The sequence below is a fragment of the Acinetobacter cumulans genome (assembly GCF_003024525.3).
Classification (GTDB): Bacteria; Pseudomonadota; Gammaproteobacteria; order Pseudomonadales; family Moraxellaceae; genus Acinetobacter; species Acinetobacter cumulans.
The window spans coordinates 1,024,687-1,046,711 of sequence record NZ_CP035934.2 but is presented as its reverse complement, the minus strand read 5'-3'; the positions used below and the strand labels follow the sequence as shown (position 1 = coordinate 1,046,711).

Genomic DNA, 22,025 nt, shown 5'->3' with positions numbered 1-22,025 from the left:
AGCCTGCTTTTTTTATGTATATATTTTTGACTTAAATAACTAAGTAATAGGAATAAAAAAACCCAGCTTATGCTGGGTTTTTCGAATCAGTTCAGTGCTTAGTGAGCAGCGAATTGGTTCATTGTGTTTTTAGCATCATCGTGTGCTTTAAGAGCGTTGTCACCAGAGAAGATCTCTTTGTGGTCATCACCGATGTCCGAACCAGCCATTGCTTGGTGTTTAACACAAGCGATACCGCCACGGATTTCTTTACGCTGTACGCCAGCAACATAAGCCAACATACCTTCAGAACCGAAGTAACCTTGAGCAAGCTCGTGAGTAGAAAGAGCAGCTGTGTGGTAAGTCGGAAGTGTGATCAAGTGATGGAACACACCAGCTTCACGAGAAGCATCTGCTTGGAATGTACGTACTTTTTCGTCAGCATCAGCAGCTAATTCAGTCGCATCGTACTCAGCGCTCATTAGTTTAGCGCGGTCGTAAGCAGAAACGTCTTTACCTTCAGCAACCCAACGGTCGTAAGCTTGTTGACGGAAGTTTAAAGTCCAGTTGAATGAAGGCGAGTTGTTGTAAACAAGCTTAGCATTTGGAACTGTTTCTTTAACACGGTTAACCATGTGAGCGATTTCTTCAACGTTTGGAGTCGCAGTTTCGATCCAAAGAAGGTCCGCACCGTTTTGAAGGCTAGATACACAGTCAAGTACAACGCGGTCGATTTGCGTGTCTGGACGGAATTGGTACAAGCCAGAAGCAAGACGTTTTGGACGGTGAAGTTTACCGTTACGCTTGATTAGGATTTCGTCTTCTTGAGCTTCTGAAATGTCGATTTCAGTAGTATCTAAGTAGCTGATGTATTGAGAAGCGATGTCGCCTGGCTCTTTAACCACTGGGATTTTTTGAGTCAAGTCAGCGCCTTCAGAGTCAGTACGAGCAACGATGATACCGTCGTCAAGACCCATTTCTAAGAATGCATAGCGAAGAGCGTGGATTTTCGCGATGAAGTCTTCGTGTGGAACTGTTACTTTACCAGCTTGGTGACCACATTGTTTAGCATCAGATACTTGGTTTTCGATTTGAAGTGCACAAGCACCCGCTTCGATCATTTTCTTAGCTAGTAAGTAAGTTGCTTCTTCGTTACCGAAACCTGCGTCGATGTCCGCAATAATTGGCACAACGTGAGTTTGGAAACCGTCGATTTGAGCAGTGATTTCAGCAGCTTTAGCAGTATCACCAGCTTCGTTTGCTTTTTTAAGCGCACGGAACAAGTCGTTTAATTCTTTAGCGTCAGCTTGACGAAGGAAAGTGTAGATTTCTTCGATCAATGCAGGTACTGAAGTTTTTTCGTGCATAGATTGGTCAGGAAGTGGACCGAATTCTGAACGAAGCGCAGCAACCATCCAACCAGAAAGGTAGATATAGCGACGTTCTGTAGTACCGAAGTATTTTTTGTTCGCAATCATTTTTTGCTGTGCGATGAAACCGTGCCAGCAACCTAGTGATTGAGTGTATTTGCTAGAGTCTGCATCGTATGCAGCCATATCACGACGCATAATTGCAGCTGTGTATTTCGCGATGTCTAAACCAGTTTTGAAACGGTTTTGCAGTTGCATGCGTGCAGCATCTTCTGGGCTGATGTCGCGCCATGTTGCACCGAATTTTGCTTTTAATTCGCGGATTGCATCAATCGCTGATAAATATGTAGTCATGATATTTTCCTGTAATAATATTAGGATTTCCCAAACGAATGGCTAAAATCATACCCTCAATTTATTGTTCAGATTTAGAGCGCTTCGTTTCGATGAACTTAGATTAGATTGGCCAATAAAATTAATCCAATATTCTGTATTAATTTTCGATATTTATTTAAAAAATGGGTAGATCAAAGTCTAAATATATTTTAACCAAAATTATATAAGTTATTATTTTTAAATAATTTATATAATTTATTTTTAGTTTACTTTTCACCCAAGTTGTTTTCTTTTTATTCATTAGACTTAAGTCTTGAAAGGCTTTAAAAGTGTGATTTTTTACTAAAAATTGGCAAATTTGATCAAAATCACAACACTTTTTAACTTAACTGAGCGGTTTGTTTTTAGCTTTTAAATGCTAATTTCATCAGTAAAAATAAGTATTAAATATTCCTGTTCATATTCACATGTGAATGCGAATTTTTATCTTCTTTAAGACGCTATGTAGCGCTCATGCCCTCGCGGAACAGTTGAATTTATTAGGCTAACTGTATTTTTTAGCCTGCAATTGGACGTCTTTTTTTTCATCAGTTTATTACACAAGGCGGATGGCTTATGGCATAATCAAAATAATTTCATGATTTTATTTTCGGTATTTATTTTATGAATCTGGAGCGTGTCGATCTTAATCTACTCATTTACCTTGACGTGCTACTTCGTGAAAAAAATGTAACGCGTGCTGCAGAACAATTAGGCGTAACCCAACCTGCAATGAGTAATATTTTACGTCGTCTACGTAATTTATTTAATGATCCGCTTTTGATTCGTTCTTCTGAAGGTATGACCCCGACAGAACGCGCCTTAGAATTACAACCGCGTATTCGCGATGCGCTTTCTGATCTCTCGATGATTTTGGAACCACGTACTGAATTCCGACCTTATACATCGAATCGCGTTTTTCGCATTATGACTTCTGACTATGCCGAAGCGACTTTAGTACCTCGCTTAGTCAAAGCACTCCGCTCAGAAGCACCAAATGTCGTACTCGACTTTTTAACACCAAGTGATGTGTCTTATCGTGATATGGAACAAGGTAAGGTCGATCTTGCAATTAACCGTTTTAATGAAATACCGCAAAGTTTTCACCAAGTTTTAGTTTGGCGTGACAGCTTTTCTTGCTTACTCAATGGTAAACACCCTGCTGCAAACAACCTCAATTTAAAAAGCTATTTAGATGCTCAACATATCTGGGTATCTAAAACAGGTATGGGCGTTGGCTTTGGTGTCAATCCAGAAAAGCAAGCAGGCTTAGGTTGGATTGACCAAGCCTTAGAACGTATTGGTCAAAAGCGTAAAATTTCTGTATTTACACGTCATTATCAAATGCCTGGGCTATTGGCTTCCAATGTTGATTTAGTTGCGACCCTACCGACACGTATTGCGCGCCTTCAAGCAAAAAGCCAAAACTTACTGATTAAAGACCCACCATTTTATATTCCAGAATTTGAATTAAAAATGGCTTGGTGTCCTTTATTACATCATCACCCTGCACATCGCTGGTTACGTCAGCTTATTTTGTATGTTGCACGCCAAATGATTGAAGAAGAAAACCGTGAATTTTTAATGAATAACTCTCAATTTTCTCATTATTAAACATAAATTTTCTTAAATTCTTCTTTTTTAAGCTTATACTAGAACTCGAGGAAATCATTAAACTGATCTCCTTGAGTTTTTTTATGTTAAAAATATTCAAAATAATGATGATCCACAGGTGCCTCAGTGAGCCTCTTCCAAAACATCCTAATCATCGTCATCCTTATTGCGGGAGCTGGTTTTTTATCTTTAACTGAAATCGCCCTTGCCGGTGCACGTAAAGTTAAATTAAAAATCTTGGCAGAATCGGGCGATGAGCGTGCTCAGAAAGTGCTCGATTTACAAGAAAATTCAGCAGATTTCTTTGCTGCCTCGCAAATTGGCCTAAATGCAGTCGCAATTCTCGGCGGTATTTTGGGTGAAGGTGCATTTCGCCCTTATTTCTATGACATGGTTGCACGCTTTTATCATGGCCCGTGGACGGAAAGTATTAGCTTTGCCTTGTCTTTCACATTAGTTACTTCTTTATTTATTTTATTTGCAGACCTCATGCCAAAACGTTTGGCAATGATTGCACCTGAAAAAATCGCGGTTTCTGTGATTAACCCGATTCAAGTCTTCATTGTGGTCTGCAGACCATTGGCATGGTTTATCAATGCCATTGCCAATATGCTGTTCCGCTTATTTAAAGTGAACACCACCCGCGACGACAATATTACCTTTGATGATATTTCAGCAGTGATGGATGCTGGCGCACAAGCTGGCGTTCTGCAAAAACAAGAACATCATTTCATTGAAAATGTATTTGAACTCGAAGAACGTAACGTCCCTTCAAGTATGACGACCCGTGAAAACGTGGTGTATTTTACCCTCAAGGAATCTGAATCGAGTATTCGTCAAAAGCTGGCAGAATATCCTTATTCTAAATTTTTAGTCTGCAGTGAAAATATTGACGATGTGATTGGTTATGTTGATGCCAAAGATATTTTGGTTCGTATCCTCAATAATCAATCCCTTTTACAATTAAACGAAAATACCATTCGTAATGTACTCACCATTCCAGATACGCTCACACTGTCTGAATTACTCGACCGTTTCCGTTCCACCAAAGAGAAATTTGCGGTCGTTATTAATGAATATGCGCTGGTCGTTGGTGTAATTACCTTGTCAGATATCATGATTACGGTAATGGGTGATTGGGTTACGCCAATTGAGGAAGATCAGCAAATTATTAAACGTGATAATAATTCATGGCTGATTGAAGGTAGCACACCAATCGAAGACATGATGCATGCGCTAGCGATTGATGAAATGCCAGATACAGACAATTATGAAACCTTAGCGGGCTTTATGATGTATAAGCTTCGCAAAATTCCACGCCCTGCTGATGCAGTCATTTATGGTGGTTATAAATTCGAAGTGGTCGATGTCGATCATTTTAAAATTGACCAATTACTGGTAACGCGCTTATTAGAGCAATCCGAAGTACCACCTGAAGAAGCAACAAGTTAAATAAATGATTGAATGTAGGGCACAAGCGTGCCCTACAACTTCAACCACAAAAGACAAAACAATAAAAAATAACGGATTTACCTCATGTCGATACATGCTTTAATCGCCTGCTTTAGTTTTTATTCTGCAGTGTATTTAATTTACCGCTTTTTTGCGGTTCAGCCCCAACCCTTATATTTAATTTTTGCGGTAATCCTATTTATTTGTTCTTGGTTAGTCGTTCCAAGTCATAACAGTCGAAAGCGCAGAAATTACGACCAAACGATGCAAATGGGCTGGGATTCAATGCTCTTTGATCCACTCATCTTTTGGTGGCGTCTGTTTATGTTTCCTATTCGCTTTATCTTTCGTTTTTGGCTGCATGATTAGCCATTAAGATGCTTTATGTAGCCACAACATCATCCATCTTAGTTACCAAACTACATCAAAGCACTTATGGTTGTGTTTATTTAAATTACAATGACTTACATTATAAAATTCCACAGCCTCAATCACATGATTTTTCAATCAACTAAGCTTTTGTTTTATTGATTTTATTTTTTCAAAAAATAATGATGAAATTCACATTTTAATTACATAGTTTTGCCCCTGTTGTTTTTTTTATATCCTCCATGAGCGCTTTGAAAGCCCTCATGAATAAAAACTCAAAGGATTGAAAAACCATGTTAACGCTACTTGGCCTTGGCATGATCATCTGCTTTATGTATTTGATTATGTCTCGCCGAATGAGTCCACTCGTCGCACTCACCCTAATTCCCCTATTGTTTGCACTTCTTGCATGGTTAATGGGTTTTTATTTCGACAGCCTTGCTCATATTCAAATTCATGAAATTGGCGAAATGATGCTTGAAGGCGTTAAAAAATTAGCGCCAACGGGGATTATGCTGTTATTCGCGATTCTGTATTTTGCCATTATGATTGATACAGGATTATTTGATCCCTCAGTTAAGTTTATTTTACGTTTGGTTAAAGGTGATCCACTTAAAGTCGTCTTAGGCACTATTACCCTTACTATTATTGTGTCGCTAGATGGTGATGGCTCAACAACTTATATGATTTGTGTGGCAGCCATGCTTCCCTTGTATCGTCGTCTCGATATGAGCCCACTAATTATGGCCTGCCTGATGATGCTCTCGAGTGGCATTATGAACTTAACACCGTGGGGTGGTCCTACCGCACGTGCAACCAGTGCTTTACATGTTGATCCTAGCGATGTCTTCATTCCGATGGTTTTACCCATGCTGTTTGCAATAGCTTGGGTGTATTTCTTAGGTTATATGTATGGCCGTATGGAACGTAAACGCTTAGGCGTTATAGAACTCGATATTAGCCATGGCGACAATATCCAAATTTCGACAAATCCCGAAGCAAATCGTGCACATCTACGTTGGTTTAATGGCTTGCTTACTGTTGCACTCATGGTTTGTTTAGTCATGAATGTACTACCTATGCCTATTTTATTTATGGTGGCATTATGTATTGCACTGGTAGTTAATTACCGCCAAATTGACATGCAAAAACAATTGGTCGCACACCATGCAGGAAGTGCGCTCAATGTCGTAGGGATTATTTTTGCTGCAGGCATTTTTACCGGTATTTTGGCTGGTACAGGTATGGTCGAAGCAATGTCTAAAGAATTGGTCGCCATTATTCCAACCAGCATGGGCCCCTACTTAGCACCTATTACAGCGGTCATTAGTATGCCTATGACCTTTTTTATGTCGAATGATGCATTTTATTATGGGGTACTACCAATTTTATCTGATGCTGCCATGCACTATGGTATTGAACCTGTCGAAATGGCACGTGCATCCATTGTCGGGCAACCCGTACACCTACTTTCGCCACTGGTTCCTTCAACTTATTTACTCTGTGGCTTAGCAGGGATTGAATTTGGTCAACATCAACGCTTTACGATTCTTTGGGCTATTATCACTTGTTTGGTTATGCTGGTATCTGGCTTAGTTTTTGGCATGTTCCCGTTTTATTCATCCATTAGCTAAACGCGATATATTCTGTACATTATTCAAAAATAACCACAAAAAAAAGCGCCAAAAGGCGCTTTTTTTTGTGGCTACATACATATCAGTGTTTACTGATTAACGCATCCAAAAGTGCTTGATAATGAATTGAAATATCATCTTCTAAAATAGCATAGGCATTATCAAACTGAACCATTGGCCAGCCTTCTTTCCAGAATGGGAAAATATTATGCAAATCATGCGTTACTGTTGCGTCTTCACGCAGAATAGCTTGAGCAACTTGTGACAACACCTGAGCTGTTTCAGCACCATCTACAGCCATATAATCAATACCACGCACTTTTAAAATACGGATACGGTCTTTTTTATAACGAATTTTTTTACTTTGTGCTTCATTAAGATTTAAAGCCAAAGTTACCGCTTCAACAAATTTATCTTCAAAAGACTGGTTGAGTGCGACCAATGCCTGCTTATGCGATTCTTGACGGCCTGCTTTACCCCCATTACGGATAATTTGCGCAGCCTCAGTATTTAAAACATCACTTTTCATCGATGTTAAAATATCTAAAATTTCGATATCGCTTAAAGATTCAGGAGATTGACCAGCCATACACTGCCTTTACAAAAATTCTTAAAGCAGTATTTTCTCATATTCAGCTTATAAAAAGGGAAATATCTTTCATTGTGTTTTGCTTTTTAGCCTAGATCATTCAATTGGCGAATAAAAAATTGCTCATCCGTGTAAAAATTGTTTTATATTGAAGCGTCTTTAAATCGTTTATTCTTTCCATGCTTAAAATTCCACAGGCTTTACAGTATCTAGAACAATTAAAATCACAGTATCCTGCAGCCTTTAAGCGTAATTTTCTATTTTATAGCCTCATTAAAACCAAAGGCTTAATTGATGAAATCAAAGAGCTTTTGCCATGGTTATTGGCAGCTATGATTTTTGTTTCGAGTAGCATGGTACTCGGAGATTTTTTGCAAAAGACATTACCCAATTGGAGTGAGTTTCGCGCTGAAGGCCTTGCTGTACTTGCGATCATGCTTTTTTTTATGCTGATATGCCCACTGATTATTAAGCAAATGAAGCACAGCTCAATTTCATTGTATAAGCAAGTGCGCCATACCCCCATTAAGCTCACTGTGCTGATTATTATACAAGCTATCAATATTGCTTATATCGAAAGTTCTTTTTTACAAGCTTTGCTGTTTTTCTTTGCGCTAAGCTTTGGCTTTGTTAAATTTTACAAAGAAAATTTATTTCGTTCAGATTGTGAAACTACTGGTTATTTTTGCTTACAAGAAATACGTCGCGTCAATTATTGGACCTATAAGCAGATATTAAAAACCAAACTCCGTTTGCGCTTTTGCAAAAGCCAATCTGCTCAGTACACTACCCTTACACAACAACTCAAACAAATGCAGGACTTACATTTAGAAACCCTACATTTTGAACATAAACTATGTAAAAGCATTAAACATATTGATATCGATGCTTATTTAGAAGAAATGAGCAAATAAAAAAACTGGGCAACATGCCCAGTTTTTAGTTTTAACATCTAAGTGCTCTTTACAACTGTCTAAGCACTCTTTGCAACCGTCACAACAGTTTTGAAGTTTGAGTCGAAAGATACAGCTTTCGCAGTTGTTGAGTCTATTTGGTAGTTTTTATTTTTTACCGTATCAACAAAAACCCAATTTGCATTTACAGCTGTTTGCTTAAACTCTACAAGTAAATAACCACGTTGACTCAAATTACAATATTGCAATTCATCAATCAATAAAGCAAAAGCTTGCTCAAAGCTGTGTAAATCTGTTGGGCTAATTTGCAAATATTTTTCCATCCCTGGAGATGACACAGAACTGGTTGCCAACTCTAGACCTGCTTTCTGGCCATTTTGTGCATACAAGGTCGAATACCAAGCATTGTGTGTATCGCCAGCCAATACCACCACTTGCTTTTTCAGCTTTTGTAACATGCCATACAATGCTTCACGCTCATATGCATAGCCATCCCAAGCATCTAAATTATAAGGCAATACCGTTTGAATCCGTGTCAATTGCTGTGTTGTCAATTTAGATGGATCTGTTAAATACTGGATTTTAATTGCAGATAATTCTGTAATCATCTGCTTGATTGCTGCGAGCTCTGTAGCACCAGCCGTACCACTTTGCACTTTTGCTAAAATAGTTAATACTTCTGCGGGTATCAGCATTTTAGCCATTAAAACCTGCTGGCCCAGTACATTCCATTTTGCTTGAGAATTAGCAAGCGACGTGTTTAACCATGCGAATTGTTCAGCACCCATTAAAGTACGAGAACTGTTATACAAATCAGATGTAAATTTTGCACTCTCTAAGCCACCTACTGCTGTCATATAGTTTGCATAATCAAGCTGTTCGCTACGCGCTAGTATGCGTGTATCTAGCATATTTAGTTGCACTAAATTGCCATAATTAAACTGACGGTAAATATGTAAATGATCTTCAGCGCTTTTAGCTCGAATTGGCATCCATTCAAAATAGGCTTGCAAAGCCGCTGCCTTTCGTTCGGCAAAACTGCCTTCATTGGCTTGATGGTTTTCTGCACCATCTAACCATGTATCGTTACTTAGCTCATGATCGTCCCAAATAACAACAAAAGGATGGCGCTGATGTAAAGCTTGTAAATCTGGATCTAAACGATACAAAGCATAGCGTTTACGGTAGTCGTTGAGGTTGAGAATTTCTTGACTATTGTCAGATGCAAACTCACGACCTAGGGCTTTAGCATCTTCTGTCGCATAGCCACCTTGGCCATATTCATAAATATAATCACCTAAATGCAAAACTGCATCGACATCAAGCGTGGCCATTTCTTTATACACATGAAAATAACCCGCTGGATAATTTGAGCACGAGCACACAGCAAAACGGACCTGCTCGAGCGCTGTAGACGGCTCAGCTAAAGTCTTGGTACGCCCCACAGCTGAAATGACAGCACCAAATTTAAAACGATAATAATAATTTTGATTGGCTTTTAATTTATCGGCATCTACTTTCACGGTAAAGTCATCTGCACTACTGGTTTGGGCCTTACCACGATTTTGTATATTTTTAAATTCGGAGTCTGTGGCAATTTCCCAATCTAGTTCCAAACGTAAATTTACATCAGCGACCGTTACCCGCGTCCAAAGGATGACTCTATCTTGGAGCGGATCCCCACTTGCAACCCCATGCAAAAATTGTAATGCAATTGTATTAGATGCGTCCGATGCATCATCACTGCCACAGGCGGTTAAACCAATAGGCAATGACACCGCACTCACTCCAGCCAATGCACGCTGAATCAATTCACGTCGATTTAAAATTGGTTTCATAAAGATTTCCTTTTTTTAAGCAAAATAAGAAATCCGTATTTCAATTTCATCTCAAACACATGAATATTTGATTAATTTTCATACTTAATGGCTATTTTTGGATTTTTTTTAGACATAAACTCATGTTTTGCTTGAAAATAAAGCAATTAATGTTATTTATGCTTGCCAAGTTACATTTGCTCCTCTATTATTGCGCTCATGCCCGAGTGGTGAAATCGGTAGACACAGGGGATTTAAAATCCCCCGACCTTCAAGTCGTGCCAGTTCGAGTCTGGCCTCGGGCACCATCCTTCTCCTATAGAAACGATGGTACAAATAAAGAACCCAGCTTTAAGCTGGTTTTTTTATGTCTAAAATTTAATAAAAATATCTCATCAAAAAATAAAGCTCGAAATTCGCACCCAGCTCTAAGCTTAAGTCAGATAAATTACAGTTAATAAAAATCATGCTGGGACATAAAATTTTTAGCTAGATTTACGTGTATATACTGAAATAAAAATGTTCGCTACAACTTATCAGTACTTAAAATTGCAGAAAGATTTCTGAACGTCTCACCTCAACCAACCACTGATTAATTTACTAAGCGACTCCTAAGACTCAATCACTAAAAAATCCAATAGCCAGATACAACAAGAGAGTGGCTTACCACTCTCTATTTGCAACCAACTCTTCCATTTCAATATCCATATACCCTTCCTCTTGTACGGCCATCATCATTGCTTCAGCAATATAATCAGCAGCCGTATCATCAAGTGAAGAGTCCAAATCTTCAAACTGAGGTTTCATCTTATTCACCAGTGAAATTGTTTCATTGGCAAATTGATAAATATCAGTTTCAGAAAGATTCGCTTTAGCGACTTTTTTAGCAAACAGGACAATCAATTGTTTAACTTCAGCAACCAAGATATCTGGGTAATAATCATCGTCAAACATCGGGAGAAGAAGATCTGCAAACATACAGGTTCTCAATACAAACACATTAAGCGAGCTTATATACCATATTGATTAAATTTCGCCAAATGAAACCGCTTAAAATTTCATACCACAAGATTTACCTCCTGTGTCATGTTATGTTTAGTCTTCGGCCGAACGCATAGCATTCCACACTAAAATTGCATCTTTAGTGGCTTTTACATCGTGCGCGCGCACCATACAAGCACCCTGCTGAATACTCATCAAATGTGCTGCTACAGATCCAACTGCACGGTCTTTTGCATCCACAGCCCCCACAGCTTCACCAATAAAACGTTTACGCGACAACGCTGACAAAATTGGATAACCCAGTACATTCAGCTGATATAACTCTTTTAATAATTTTAAATTCTGCTGGGCATTTTTAGCAAAACCAAAGCCTGGATCAATCATGATATTTTCAGCTTTTACACCTGCATCTAGAGCATCTTGTACTCGCTGTAAGATTTCCGCCATGACATCCGTAGTCACATCATTATATTGATCCAAATGATTCATCGTGGTTGGTTCACCACGCATGTGCATAATAATCACGGGTATGTCTAAGCGAGCTGCAGTTTCTAATGCTTGTGGACGAGTTAAGGCACGTACATCATTCCAAATATGTGCTCCAGCATTTACAGCTGCAGATATCACTTCTGGTGAAGAGGTATCAATTGAGATCACCACACCTAATTTTGCTAATTCTTCTACTACTGGTACCACGCGTCGGATTTCTTCTTCGATAGCAACTACAGATGCACCTGGTCGGGTTGATTCGCCCCCTACATCAATGACTGTTGCCCCTTCGGCAATCATTTGCTTTGCACGTGCTACCGCTTCATCTTTACCATTGTGTTGCCCGCCATCACTAAATGAATCTGGTGTCACATTTAAAATCCCCATCACATGTGGGGTCGACAGATCTAATGTCAATTTGCCACACTTTAAGATTTTATTTGGTAAAGGCATTAAGCGCATACAACATCTCCTACATGAATCTAACTATGTTATCAATTTTGTGTATGTGAAGGCGCAATTGTGCTAACCCAAAAACAAAAAAGAGCCTCATTGAGACTCTTTTTTAAACTTACGCAGTTAATGCATTAATTTGCAGGTAACGGCGGTGGCGTAGCTGGACCATCTGTAGGCGTAACATCAATCACAGGATTTTCTGCTACATATACTTTAGGTGGTTGAGGCTCACGACCTTCCATAATGTCACGAATTTGTTCGCGATCAATGGTTTCCCACTCAAGCAATGCTTTCACCATTGCATGTGCAATATCCATGTTGTTTTCAAGAATATCGCGAGCTACACGGTACTGCTCATCAATAATACGACGAACTTCAGCATCTACTTGTTGTTGCGTTGCTTCAGAAATCGTACGGCTACCAATGCTTCCCATAAACGACTGTTGAGAATCATCTTCGTAAACCATAACGCCTAATTTATCAGACATACCGTACTTCGTTACCATTGCACGTGCCATTTTAGTTGCACGTTCAAAGTCATTTGAAGCACCAGTCGACATTTGATTAATGAACACTTCTTCCGCAATACGACCACCAAACAAAATAGAAAGTTCATTCAACATTTTGTCTTTGTAATGGCTCGTTTGGTCATGCTCTGGCAACTGCCAAGTCACACCCAATGCCCAACCACGTGGCATGATCGTTACTTTATGTACAGGGTCAGTGCCAGGTAAAATTTCCGCAACAATTGCATGGCCTGCTTCATGATAAGCCGTTGCACGACGCTCTTCTTCACGAAGTACCATCGATTTACGCTCAGGGCCCATATAAAGCTTGTCTTTTGCATCTTCAAAATCATGCATATCGACAGTGTTTTTATTACGACGAGCAGCAAATAATGCAGCTTCGTTTACAAGGTTCGCCAATTGCGCACCAGAGAATCCTGGTGTACCACGAGCTAATACTTTAACGTCAACGCCAGTTGTTGATGGCAATTTCTTCAAGTGAACATTTAAAATTTGTTCACGGCCTTTAATGTCTGGTAAGCCCACCATCACTTGACGGTCAAAACGACCTGGACGAAGTAAAGCTTTATCGAGAACGTCTGCACGGTTAGTGGCAGCAATCACGATAATACCTTCATTACCTTCAAAGCCGTCCATTTCTACCAACATTTGGTTCAGTGTTTGTTCACGCTCATCGTGACCACCACCTGTACCCGAACCACGATGACGACCTACTGCATCAATCTCATCGATGAAGATGATACATGGTGCATGGCGTTTTGCTTGTTCGAACATGTCACGTACACGAGACGCACCCACACCCACGAACATTTCAACAAAGTCAGAACCAGAAATACTAAAGAATGGAACTTTGGCTTCACCCGCAATGGCTTTCGCAAGTAAAGTTTTACCTGTACCCGGAGGACCAACCATCAACACGCCTTTAGGAATTGTTGCACCTAAGCGTTTAAATTTTGCAGGATCTTTTAAGAAATCAACAATTTCAACAACTTCTTGCTTCGCTTCATCACAGCCAGCAACATCGGTAAATGTTACTTTAATTTGATCTTCTGTCAGCATTTTGGCCTTAGACTTACCAAAGCTCATCGGACCATTTTTGCCACCAGCACCGCCACCCATATTCCGCATAAAGAACATGAATAACAAAATGATTAACAATACTGGGAAGCTTGCAATTAAAAGTTGCATCAATAAACCTTGACGCTGAGGTGCAGTACCTTCAACAACAACGTTATTTTTAATCAAATTCGGCATCAGTTCAGGATCTTGAACCGCTGGGCGAATGCTTTCAAACTCAGAACCGTTTGATTTTTCACCACGGATTCTTTCACCATCAATAGTGACGCGTTTAATTTGACCAGCATTCACCGCTGCAACAAACTCTGAATAATTCAGCGCTGTCGGCTGATTGCGGTCACTGACGTTGCTGAAGATAAGCACCAGCACACCCAGTATGACAAGCCACAACACGGCATTCTTAAAAAGATCGCTCAAAGCTTTATTCCCATTTCAATCTAATTTGATCATGCCCAATACTGGGTGACCCTAATTTAACGCTGCAGATCAGCAAGCAATAATGTAAACCGTACAAAATGCACAATTTTTAACGCATTGGCAAGTAAACTTTATTTCAAAGCTTTCTTACGCCCCTGCCCGACTAAAAATACTTCTTTAGATCGAGCACGCGATGCAGCAGGTTTAGCAGTTTTTAATACATCAAAACTGTCTACGATCTGCTTACGAAACTCATCAAAACCTGTGCCTTGGAAAACCTTAACAACAAATTGACCATTTGGACCAAGTACTTTGTTCGCAAAATCAAGCGCAAGCTCACAAAGATAAATTTGACGTGGCTGATCTACGGCCTTATTACCTGATGTATTGGGGGCCATATCAGAAATTACAACGTCAACTTTGCGTCCATTTAAAATATTTAACAATTTATCGAACACTTCTTGCTCACGGAAGTCACCTTGCAAGAAAGTAACATCGGGCAATGCATCCATTTCCAAAATATCAGAAGCAATAACTAAGCCTTTTTCACCAACCAATTTACCCGCAATTTGCGACCAACTGCCTGGTGCAGCACCCAAGTCTACAACGACCATGCCCGGCTTAATAAGCTTATATTTTTCTTGCATTTCTAGAAGCTTGTAAGCTGCACGAGCACGATAGCCTTCCTTTTGTGCTTTTTTCACAAAAGGATCATCTAAATGCTCTCGCATCCAATCACGACTACTTTTAGATAACTTTTGGTTGGTAATGCGCGTCGCCATAACTCTCTAAATAAAAATAACTTCTAATATTTTATTGTACGTGAAAAACACACTTTTTGCAGTATGCATGTGTATATAAATCATTATCCAACACATGTTTTTCCAATAAATTACATCGATAAATTGCATAGAATTTACAGCGTTTCAATCTCACTTTTGTTATACTAAGCCGTTTTAAAATTTAGGTTATACTTATGGCGGCTTTATCTATTCAAGAACGTAAACGCTTACGTCAAATTGGTCATGCATTAAATCCTGTTGTAATGCTTGGCGACAAAGGCTTATCTGAAGGCGTAACTGAAGAATTAAACCGCGCGCTTAACGACCACGAACTGATTAAAGTTAAAATTGTAGCTGAAGACCGCGAAGCACGTGCTGCGCTTATTGCTGAAGTGGCGGCAGTGTCTGGTGCTGAAGTTGTACAAACAATTGGTAAAATTGCATTGCTTTACAAAAAAGCACCAAAGCAAAATCCAAAACTTTCAAATCTTGTTCGTCACGCACATTTGTCAAACTAATCTCCCTGTATGGCTAGTTTCGAACTCAGTGCCTTTGATCGCCGGTTTCAAGCGATTTCTGTAGTTGGTGCAATTGAACAACAAAGTCCGTTTACCTTAAACACAGGTTTTTGGATACGTGACCCCAATCAACTGATCCAATGGCCAGAAGCTGCTGTATCTAATCCGCGCCGTGACTTTCTATGGGAACAGACCTGCTTCGAGATTTTTATTGGTGTACACGGTGAAGACTATTACCGTGAAATCAATCTTTCTCCCTCCGAAGCATGGCAAGCCTATCAGTTTGAAGAATACCGCTATCCGGAAAATATGCCGCCGCAAGCAGCGTATGATATTGAGCTGAACCAATTAAAGCGCACGCATTACGGATTAAATGTCAGTCTTGATCTGACCGAATTTATGCTGGTTCATAAATTAAAGTGGAGCGATCTTTATATTGGTCTAAGCGCAGTACTCCAAACCTCACAAGGTGAACAGTATTACGCAATGCAACATAGTAGCCCACAAGCAGATTTTCATAACAAGCGCGACTGGCTACATCAATTTTGATGTCCATCAAAAGCACAAAAAAATGAGGCGATTAGCCTCATTTTTTTCGCCTAGAACTTAGCTTTAATAACAAATACTTCACTCATGTTAATCGTCATTCAACGACAACTTATTTCTTTATTTGTTTTACCTTAAATTTTGCACGCATAGCCAAACTCAGAACTAACACAACAACTAGGCTAAATTCAAAACTCCAAATTAAGACAAAAAAAATGGGCAGTCCCTGCCCTACCCATTTTTTATACTAAACACCCACTTGAGTTTACTTATGTATATTCATTACTCAGTAAATTTCCCTTTCAAGTGAACTTCAGCTGAAATATTTAGTTTTTTAACGTTGAATTTTGAGCATCTGCTTTAACTGGATTCACTTTTTTCCATGCTTCTAACGTATGCTCTTTTGAGCGCTTAAACGTTTCCGTAATTTGCTCTTTGTGCTTACCTGAAATTTCAGAGACATCTGCTTTCAATTCTTTACCTAATTTAGATAAATCATCTAATACAGCATTAAATTCAGTTTTGACAAATGTTTTCAACTCAGTGAAATCTTTTTGCGATGTACCAAAATGACTTTTTAACAATTCAATTTTTTGCAAAATGTCTTGTTTCAATTGCTGTAGTTGACCTTGCACATTTGCATTCAGCACTTTCGCTTCTTCCTGAAGTTTTTCTTTACTATCTACAACTGCCTCTACAGCTTGTTCAGTTGCTTCTTTCGCCACTTTTTCAAGCTTATCAGCACCCTCTGTTGCAATAGCCTTCAGGGTCGTTTTCTCTGTACTTGCTTTTTCTTGAGTTGCCATGATTGTTATACCTATAGTTATTCATGAAACTACATATTAGCGATTGTTGATAAATTTTAATTTATGATTTGTCAGACAATAATTAATTGCTTACATTTTTTGACAAACAGCAAAAACAAACTTTTTAAAGAAATGCAAGCGCTTTATCTCATATATTCACGACTTTTAGAATGGACTTTCAAGGGGTTCCTGCGTATAATGCCGTGTTAAGTTCAAGCGAGCAGACATAGGGAGGGTAGGTTTTAAAGTAACCTTCCTTTTTTTTCGTCTTCTCGCTTTTTTACAGCCTAAATTTCAGGAGCTTTGGTTTGAGCACCCCAGCAATTTTAGCCCTTGCCGACGGAACTATCTTTAAAGGTACTTCTATTGGTGCATCGGGTAGTACGACTGGTGAAGTCGTTTTCAACACTGCCATGACTGGCTATCAAGAAATTTTGACTGACCCAAGTTATGCACAACAACTTGTAACCCTAACTTACCCACATATCGGTAATACAGGTTGTAATGATGAAGACGCTGAGTCAGGTCGAATTCATAAAGTATGGGCCAACGGATTGATCATTCGTGACCTACCTTTATTGCATAGCAACTTCCGATCTACGCAGTCATTAGGTGAATACTTAAAAGAACATAATGTTGTTGCCATTGCGGATATCGATACCCGACGATTAACACGTATCTTACGTGACAAAGGCGCGCAAAACGGCTGTATTCTTGCTGGTGAAAATATCACTGAAGAACAAGCATTAGAAAAAGCACGCGCTTTTGGTGGTTTAAATGGTTTAGACCTCGCAAAAGAATGTTGCGACCCTGAAGGCTTTGAATGGTCTGAAGGCTCTTGGACACTTGGCAAAGGCTTTTCTCAGCCTGAACTTAAATTCCATGTTGTTGCATACGATTACGGTGTCAAAACCAACATCTTGCGTATGCTCGCAGACCGCGGTTGTAAATTGACTGTCGTGCCTGCGCAAACTCCTGCTGCTGACGTACTTGCGTTGAATCCAGATGGCGTGTTCTTATCGAACGGCCCCGGCGATCCAGCTGCATGTGACTACGCAATTGAAGCTGTAAAAACAATTGTAGAAGACGCTCGCAACGTACCTGTATTTGGTATTTGCTTGGGTCACCAAATTCTTGCACTTGCAAGCGGTGCTAAGACTGTGAAAATGCCTCACGGTCACCACGGTGCCAACCATCCTGTACAGAACATTGAAACTGGCACAGTGATGATTACTTCGCAAAACCACGGCTTTGCAGTGGATGCAGAAACACTTCCTGCAAACCTTAAAGCTACGCACAAATCACTGTTCGACCAAACTCTTCAAGGGATTCATCGTACAGACAAACCTGCGTTCAGTTTCCAAGGTCACCCTGAAGCAAGCCCTGGTCCACATGACTGCGCACCATTGTTCGATCATTTCATCGAACTTATCGAAGCATCTAAGAAGTAATTAAGGAAGCATCATGGCTAAACGTACTGACATTAAAAGCATCTTAATTATTGGTGCTGGTCCGATTGTCATCGGTCAGGCATGTGAGTTTGACTACTCAGGTGCTCAAGCGTGTAAAGCGCTTCGTGAAGAAGGTTACCGAGTTATTCTTGTAAACTCGAACCCTGCTACGATTATGACTGACCCTGCTATGGCAGACGCCACTTACATCGAGCCAATCACTTGGCAAACTGTAGCTGCAATCATTGAGAAAGAACGCCCAGATGCTGTTCTTCCTACAATGGGTGGTCAAACTGCATTGAACTGTGCGCTTGCACTTGATGAGCACGGTATTTTAGAAAAATACAATGTTGAATTGATTGGCGCGACCAAAGAAGCAATCGAAAAAGCGGAAGACCGTAAACTTTTCGATATCGCAATGCGCAAAATCGGTTTGGAATGCCCACGTGCTGACGTTGCAGAAAGCATGGAACACGCTTTGGAAATCCAAGCACGTTTCGGCTTCCCTGTAATTATCCGTCCATCATTCACGATGGGTGGTTCAGGTGGTGGTATCGCTTACAACCGTGAAGAGTTCATTGAAATCTGTGAACGCGGTTTCGATCTTTCTCCGACTAAACAATTATTGATCGATGAATCGTTAATTGGTTGGAAAGAATACGAAATGGAAGTTGTTCGTGACAAAAACGACAACTGTATCATTGTATGTACCATTGAAAACTTTGACCCAATGGGCGTGCACACAGGTGACTCAATCACTGTTGCTCCTGCACAAACATTAACAGACAAAGAATTCCAATTACTCCGTAATGCATCTTTAGCTGTACTTCGTGAAATTGGTGTTGAAACTGGCGGTTCTAACGTGCAGTTTGGTATCAACCCGAAAGACGGCCGTATGGTTGTGATCGAGATGAACCCACGTGTTTCTCGTTCATCTGCCCTTGCATCTAAAGCAACTGGCTTCCCAATTGCAAAAATCGCTGCGAAATTGGCTGTTGGCTATACCCTTGATGAATTGAAAAATGACATCACTGGCGGTACAACTCCTGCTTCGTTCGAACCTGCGATCGACTACGTTGTAACAAAGATTCCACGTTTCAACTTCGAAAAATTCTCACAAGCTGACGCAACGCTTACAACTCAGATGAAATCTGTAGGTGAAGTGATGGCGATTGGTCGTAACTTCCAAGAGTCTGTACAAAAAGCCCTTCGTGGTCTTGAAGTTGGCGCTTGTGGTTTTGACGAAAAAATCGAAGTGGGTTCTGAGGGCGCGCGTGAGAAAATCTTACAAGAGCTTAAAGTTCCAGGTCCTGAGCGTATTTGGTATGTAGGCGATGCATTCCGTCATGGTTTCACACTAGACGAAGTATTTGCTGCAACCAATATCGACCGTTGGTTCTTAATCCAAATCGAAGACATCATCAAATCTGAAAACCAAATCAAAACTTTAGGTTTTGGTGATTTGAACGCGGACAACATCCGTTCATTCAAACGTAAAGGTTTATCAGATCTTCGCATTGCGAACTTGATGGGCATTTCACAAAAACAATTCCGTAAACACCGTTGGAACTTGGGCGTAACGCCAGTTTACAAACGTGTGGATACATGTGCTGCAGAATTCGAATCTGACACAGCTTACATGTACTCAACTTACGATGAAGAATGTGAAGCAAATCCTTCAACTCGTGACAAGATCATGGTAATTGGTGGCGGTCCTAACCGTATTGGTCAAGGTATCGAATTCGATTACTGCTGTGTACACGCAGCGCTTGCTATGCGTGATGACGGCTATGAAACAATCATGGTGAACTGTAACCCTGAAACTGTTTCTACAGATTACGACACATCAGATCGTTTGTACTTCGAACCAATTACACTTGAAGATGTACTTGAAATCGTGCGTATCGAGAAGCCTAAAGGCATTATCGTACAGTACGGTGGTCAAACACCTTTAAAATTGGCTCGTGCTTTGGAAGAAGCTGGTGCGCCAATTATTGGTACCTCACCTGACGCGATTGACCGTGCAGAAGACCGTGAACGTTTCCAACAAATGATTCAACGTCTACAACTTCGCCAACCAAACAACAGCATCGTAAAATCTGCTGAAGAAGGTATGGCTGAAGCTGCGAAAGTTGGTTATCCACTTGTAGTACGCCCTTCTTATGTATTGGGTGGTCGTGCAATGGAAATCGTTTACAACGACGAAGAATTAAAACGCTACTTACGTGACGCGGTTCAAGCATCAAACGAAGCGCCAGTACTTCTTGACCGTTTCCTAGATGACGCAATCGAAGTTGACGTAGACTGCGTATCTGACGGTAAAGACGTTGTGATCGGCGGTATCATGCAGCACATCGAACAAGCTGGTATTCACTCTGGTGACTCTGCATGTTCTATCCCTCCTTACTCTTTATCTAAAGAAGTACAGGACGAAATGCGCCGTCAAACAATTGCAATGGCGAAAGAGCTTGGCGTAATTGGTTTGATGAACGTACAGTTTGCTGTTAAAGGTAATGACGTTTACATCTTAGAAGTGAACCCACGTGCATCACGTACTGTTCCATTCGTATCTAAGTGCATCGGCGAATCTTTAGCGAAAGTGGCTGCACGTTGTATGGCAGGTCAATCTCTAGAATCTCAAGGATTCACTGCAGAGATTATCCCTGAGCACTTCTCTGTAAAAGAAGCAGTGTTCCCATTCAACAAGTTCCCTGGCGTTGACCCAATTCTTGGACCTGAGATGAAATCTACAGGTGAAGTAATGGGTGTGGGTAAAACATTTGGTGAAGCATTCTACAAAGCTGTTTTAGGTGCAAACGAACGTTTACCTGGCCTACCAACTGAAGGTGAAGTGAAACATGCATTTATTTCAGTGCGTGATTCAGACAAGCCACGTGCTGCAGGCATTGCGAAACAACTTATTGATTTAGGCTTCAAGATTCTTGCGACTGATGGTACATTTAACGTTATCAGTGAAGCTGGTCTTGAATGTGAGCGCGTGAATAAAGTCACTGAAGGTCGTCCTAACATTGTGGACCGTATTAAAAACGGCGAAATCCACCTTGTGATCAACACGACTGAAGGTAAAAAGGCACAAGAGGATTCATTCTCTATCCGCCGTTCAGCACTCCAAGGTAAAGTGTACAACACCACTACATTAAACGGTGCAGATGCTGTATGCCAAGCCCTAGCAATTAAATTGCCAATGGATGTATACCGCTTGCAAGACCTTACCAAAGGTTAATTAAGCTACCGAGAAGTCCCGTCACCTTCTTGGTGGCGGGCTTTTTTCATTTATATACTTTGTCTTTTTGACAATTTTTTGAGGGACAACCATGCAACGTTATCCTATGACTCCTGAAGGCAAAATTGCCTTAGAGAAAGAATTACACCAACTTAAAACTGTGGATCGCCCACGTATTACTGCTTCTATTGCTGAAGCACGCGAACACGGTGACTTAAAAGAAAATGCAGAATATCATGCAGCCCGTGAGCAACAAGGTTTCTGTGAAGGTCGTATTCAAGACATCGAAGGCAAACTAGGTGCATGCCAAGTTGTTGATGTAAAAGACCTTGAGCAAAACGGTCGTGTCGTATTTGGTGTAACAGTGACGATTGAAAACCTAGACACTGAAGAACAAAAAACTTACCGTATTGTTGGTGATGACGAAGCTGATTTTAAAATTAATAAAATCTCTGTGAACTCACCGATTGCACGTGGTCTTTTGGGTAAAAATGAAGGCGACGAAGCAAAAATTCAAACACCAAATGGTGAAGTTGAATATGAAGTTGTTAAAGTTGAATACCTTTCTTAATTGAAATGATTCACCATTGAAGCCCC

At 40.2% G+C, this 22,025-nt stretch carries 17 protein-coding genes and 1 tRNA gene; 10 read left to right on the top strand and 8 right to left on the bottom strand.

All coding sequences use genetic code 11. From position 1 onward, the window contains the following. Positions 1–98 precede the first annotated feature (98 nt). On the bottom strand, positions 99–1,703 hold the full coding sequence (locus tag C9E88_RS04905) for an isocitrate lyase (protein WP_106984550.1): 1,605 nt from the start codon (positions 1,701–1,703) through the stop codon (positions 99–101). Positions 1,704–2,348: 645 nt separating this feature from the next. Between C9E88_RS04905 and C9E88_RS04900 the strand changes: the two genes are divergently transcribed. The 3 genes from C9E88_RS04900 (at position 2,349) to C9E88_RS04890 (ending at position 6,793) form a co-directional block, all read left to right on the top strand. Further along, entirely contained in the window at positions 2,349–3,338 is a 990-nt protein-coding gene (locus tag C9E88_RS04900; protein WP_106984549.1) for a LysR family transcriptional regulator, read from the top strand. Between the two features lie 126 nt (positions 3,339–3,464). Then, entirely contained in the window at positions 3,465–4,790 is a 1,326-nt protein-coding gene (paeA, locus tag C9E88_RS04895) for a polyamine export protein PaeA (RefSeq protein ID WP_106984548.1), read from the top strand. 662 nt (positions 4,791–5,452) lie between these two features. Continuing rightward, entirely contained in the window at positions 5,453–6,793 is a 1,341-nt protein-coding gene (locus tag C9E88_RS04890; protein WP_106984546.1) for a CitMHS family transporter, read from the top strand. An 82-nt stretch (positions 6,794–6,875) separates the two neighbouring features. On the opposite strand, the gene C9E88_RS04885 is transcribed toward C9E88_RS04890, so the two are convergent. Continuing rightward, positions 6,876–7,382 carry a hypothetical protein gene (locus C9E88_RS04885; RefSeq protein ID WP_106984545.1) on the bottom strand — a complete coding sequence of 169 codons (507 nt, stop codon included), beginning with the start codon at positions 7,380–7,382 and terminating at the stop codon, positions 6,876–6,878. 179 nt (positions 7,383–7,561) lie between these two features. Here C9E88_RS04885 and C9E88_RS04880 point away from each other — a divergent pair, with 179 nt between their 5' ends. Further along, positions 7,562–8,296, top strand: a complete 735-nt coding sequence (locus tag C9E88_RS04880; RefSeq protein ID WP_106984544.1) for a hypothetical protein — start codon at positions 7,562–7,564, stop codon at positions 8,294–8,296. Positions 8,297–8,355: 59 nt separating this feature from the next. Here C9E88_RS04880 and C9E88_RS04875 read toward each other — a convergent pair whose 3' ends face one another. Further along, a complete protein-coding gene (locus C9E88_RS04875; protein WP_106984543.1) occupies positions 8,356–10,134 on the bottom strand; it encodes an alkaline phosphatase D family protein in 1,779 nt (592 codons plus the stop codon). A 200-nt stretch (positions 10,135–10,334) separates the two neighbouring features. Here C9E88_RS04875 and C9E88_RS04870 point away from each other — a divergent pair. Continuing rightward, positions 10,335–10,421 (top strand) — tRNA-Leu (locus C9E88_RS04870). A 355-nt stretch (positions 10,422–10,776) separates the two neighbouring features. Here the strand turns inward: C9E88_RS04870 and C9E88_RS04865 are convergent. From C9E88_RS04865 to rlmE, 4 genes are all read right to left on the bottom strand, one after another. After that, on the bottom strand, positions 10,777–11,091 hold the full coding sequence (locus tag C9E88_RS04865) for a DUF5713 family protein (RefSeq protein ID WP_106984542.1): 315 nt from the start codon (positions 11,089–11,091) through the stop codon (positions 10,777–10,779). Positions 11,092–11,208: 117 nt separating this feature from the next. Further along, on the bottom strand, positions 11,209–12,066 hold the full coding sequence (folP, locus tag C9E88_RS04860; protein WP_106984541.1) for a dihydropteroate synthase: 858 nt from the start codon (positions 12,064–12,066) through the stop codon (positions 11,209–11,211). A 125-nt stretch (positions 12,067–12,191) separates the two neighbouring features. Next, positions 12,192–14,081: an ATP-dependent zinc metalloprotease FtsH gene (ftsH, locus tag C9E88_RS04855; protein WP_106984540.1), complete on the bottom strand. Its 1,890-nt coding sequence runs from the start codon at positions 14,079–14,081 to the stop codon at positions 12,192–12,194. Positions 14,082–14,212: 131 nt separating this feature from the next. After that, entirely contained in the window at positions 14,213–14,863 is a 651-nt protein-coding gene (gene rlmE, locus C9E88_RS04850) for a 23S rRNA (uridine(2552)-2'-O)-methyltransferase RlmE (protein ID WP_106984539.1), read from the bottom strand. 194 nt (positions 14,864–15,057) lie between these two features. On the opposite strand from rlmE, the gene C9E88_RS04845 reads away from it, so the two are divergent. Together C9E88_RS04845 and C9E88_RS04840 are read left to right on the top strand one after the other, a co-directional pair. After that, positions 15,058–15,381 (top strand): YhbY family RNA-binding protein, encoded by a 324-nt coding sequence (locus tag C9E88_RS04845; RefSeq protein WP_106984538.1) that lies wholly within the window; start codon positions 15,058–15,060, stop codon positions 15,379–15,381. Between the two features lie 9 nt (positions 15,382–15,390). Continuing rightward, on the top strand, positions 15,391–15,930 hold the full coding sequence (locus C9E88_RS04840) for a DOMON-like domain-containing protein (RefSeq protein WP_106984537.1): 540 nt from the start codon (positions 15,391–15,393) through the stop codon (positions 15,928–15,930). Between the two features lie 323 nt (positions 15,931–16,253). On the opposite strand, the gene C9E88_RS04835 is transcribed toward C9E88_RS04840, so the two are convergent. Next, entirely contained in the window at positions 16,254–16,733 is a 480-nt protein-coding gene (locus C9E88_RS04835; protein WP_106984536.1) for a hypothetical protein, read from the bottom strand. A gap of 308 nt (positions 16,734–17,041) precedes the next feature. Between C9E88_RS04835 and carA the strand changes: the two genes are divergently transcribed. The 3 genes from carA (at position 17,042) to greA (ending at position 21,999) form a co-directional block, all read left to right on the top strand. Continuing rightward, positions 17,042–18,184, top strand: a complete 1,143-nt coding sequence (gene carA, locus C9E88_RS04830; RefSeq protein WP_106984535.1) for a glutamine-hydrolyzing carbamoyl-phosphate synthase small subunit — start codon at positions 17,042–17,044, stop codon at positions 18,182–18,184. Between the two features lie 13 nt (positions 18,185–18,197). Further along, positions 18,198–21,428 (top strand): carbamoyl-phosphate synthase large subunit, encoded by a 3,231-nt coding sequence (gene carB / locus C9E88_RS04825; RefSeq protein ID WP_106984534.1) that lies wholly within the window; start codon positions 18,198–18,200, stop codon positions 21,426–21,428. A 91-nt stretch (positions 21,429–21,519) separates the two neighbouring features. After that, on the top strand, positions 21,520–21,999 hold the full coding sequence (greA, locus tag C9E88_RS04820; protein ID WP_106984533.1) for a transcription elongation factor GreA: 480 nt from the start codon (positions 21,520–21,522) through the stop codon (positions 21,997–21,999). Positions 22,000–22,025: the final 26 nt, after the last annotated feature.

Excerpts from the sequence above, each read along its gene's own strand:
- rlmE (WP_106984539.1), bottom strand. The coding sequence starts at position 14,863 with ATGGCGACGCGCATTACCAACCAAAAGTTATCTAAAAGTAGTCGTGAT.
- C9E88_RS04885 (WP_106984545.1), bottom strand. The coding sequence starts at position 7,382 with ATGGCTGGTCAATCTCCTGAATCTTTAAGCGATATCGAAATTTTAGAT.
- C9E88_RS04905 (WP_106984550.1), bottom strand. The coding sequence starts at position 1,703 with ATGACTACATATTTATCAGCGATTGATGCAATCCGCGAATTAAAAGCA.
- C9E88_RS04900 (WP_106984549.1), top strand. The coding sequence starts at position 2,349 with ATGAATCTGGAGCGTGTCGATCTTAATCTACTCATTTACCTTGACGTG.
- greA (WP_106984533.1), top strand. The coding sequence starts at position 21,520 with ATGCAACGTTATCCTATGACTCCTGAAGGCAAAATTGCCTTAGAGAAA.
- C9E88_RS04880 (WP_106984544.1), top strand. The coding sequence starts at position 7,562 with ATGCTTAAAATTCCACAGGCTTTACAGTATCTAGAACAATTAAAATCA.
- C9E88_RS04845 (WP_106984538.1), top strand. The coding sequence starts at position 15,058 with ATGGCGGCTTTATCTATTCAAGAACGTAAACGCTTACGTCAAATTGGT.
- C9E88_RS04835 (WP_106984536.1), bottom strand. The coding sequence starts at position 16,733 with ATGGCAACTCAAGAAAAAGCAAGTACAGAGAAAACGACCCTGAAGGCT.
- C9E88_RS04890 (WP_106984546.1), top strand. The coding sequence starts at position 5,453 with ATGTTAACGCTACTTGGCCTTGGCATGATCATCTGCTTTATGTATTTG.
- C9E88_RS04840 (WP_106984537.1), top strand. The coding sequence starts at position 15,391 with ATGGCTAGTTTCGAACTCAGTGCCTTTGATCGCCGGTTTCAAGCGATT.
- C9E88_RS04875 (WP_106984543.1), bottom strand. The coding sequence starts at position 10,134 with ATGAAACCAATTTTAAATCGACGTGAATTGATTCAGCGTGCATTGGCT.
- C9E88_RS04865 (WP_106984542.1), bottom strand. The coding sequence starts at position 11,091 with ATGTTTGCAGATCTTCTTCTCCCGATGTTTGACGATGATTATTACCCA.
- folP (WP_106984541.1), bottom strand. The coding sequence starts at position 12,066 with ATGCGCTTAATGCCTTTACCAAATAAAATCTTAAAGTGTGGCAAATTG.
- carB (WP_106984534.1), top strand. The coding sequence starts at position 18,198 with ATGGCTAAACGTACTGACATTAAAAGCATCTTAATTATTGGTGCTGGT.